Source organism: Streptomyces aureoversilis (assembly GCF_042657885.1).
GTDB classification, from domain to species: Bacteria; Actinomycetota; Actinomycetes; order Streptomycetales; family Streptomycetaceae; genus Streptomyces; species Streptomyces aureoversilis.
This window is the reverse complement of the sequence record NZ_JBHSKJ010000065.1, coordinates 1-1,336: the sequence shown is the minus strand read 5'-3', so window position 1 is coordinate 1,336 and position 1,336 is coordinate 1. Positions and strand designations below refer to the sequence as shown.

1 protein-coding gene is annotated in these 1,336 nt (G+C 67.7%); it reads right to left on the bottom strand.

Translation table 11 applies throughout. The features are described from left to right. Positions 1-1,336 (bottom strand): cobalamin-dependent protein (locus tag ACFPP6_RS36415; RefSeq protein ID WP_382051138.1); only part of this gene is annotated, 1,336 nt, incomplete at both ends.

Here is a 1,336-nt window from a genome sequence, read left to right as displayed (position 1 = left end):
CTTCGACGTCGTCGGGGTCTTCGCCGGCGAAGCCGAGTTCGGCGCGGACGCGGGCGTGCCAGTACTCGGCGAGGGCTTCGGCGAGCTGGACGGACAGGCCGTGGAGTTCGAGGTAGTCGCGGTAGGCGTCGGCGGCGAACAGCTCCGCCGTGGCCTCGCCGATCCGGGAGCCGACGGTGACGACCTGCAGGCCCACGACGTCCTTCTCGCCCGACTCCTCGGGCCGGAAGTAGTCCGCCAGGCACAGCCGCCGCCCGCGCCGCTGCCGCGGGAAGGTGAAACGCGTCCGCTCGCTCCCGTCCTCGTCCAGCAGGATCAGATCGTCGCCCTTGCTCACGCACGGGAAGTAGCCGTAGACGACGGCCGCTTCCAGCAGGTTCTCGGTGTGGAGCTTCTCCAGCCAGCCGCGCAGCCGCGGGCGGCCTTCGGTCTCGACGAGTTCTTCGTAGGTGGGGCCGCCGGCGCGGGCCTGCTTCAGGCCCCACTGGCCCTTGAAGAGGGCGCCTTCGTCGAGCCAGGACGCGTAGTCCTTCAGCCCGATCCCCTTGATCACCCGCGTGCCCCAGAACGGCGGCTCCGGGACCCGGTTGTCGACCGCCACATCCGAGCGGACCGACCCCTCCGGCTCCTCCACCTCCAGCACCGCCGCCGCCGCGCGCTTCGCCACCCGCCGCTGCTTCAGCTCCGGCAGCACAGCCCCCGGCACGCCCCGCTTCACCGCGATCAAAGCGTCCATCAGCCGCAGACCCTCGAAAGCATCCCGCGCATAGCGGACCTCGCCCTCGTAGATCTCGTGGAGATCCTGCTCCACATACGCCCGGGTCAAAGCCGCACCACCCAGGATCACCGGATACCGCGCGGCGAGCTTGCGCTGGTTGAGCTCCTCCAGGTTCTCCTTCATGATCACCGTGGACTTCACCAGCAGCCCCGACATCCCGATCACATCGGCACGGTGCTCCTCGGCCGCCTCCAGGATCGCCGAGACCGGCTGCTTGATACCCAGGTTGACCACGTTGTAGCCGTTGTTGGACAGGATGATGTCGACCAGGTTCTTACCGATGTCATGGACGTCACCGCGGACCGTGGCCAGCACGATCGTGCCCTTGCCCTCCGCATCCGACTTCTCCATGTGCGGCTCCAGATACGCCACCGCCGTCTTCATCACCTCGGCCGACTGCAGCACGAACGGCAACTGCATCTGCCCCGACCCGAACAGCTCACCGACGACCTTCATGCCCTCCAGCAACGTGTCATTGACGATCTCCAACGCCGGACGCGCCGTCAGCGCCTCGTCCAGATCGGCCTCCAGACCATTCTTCTCGCCGTCGATGATGCG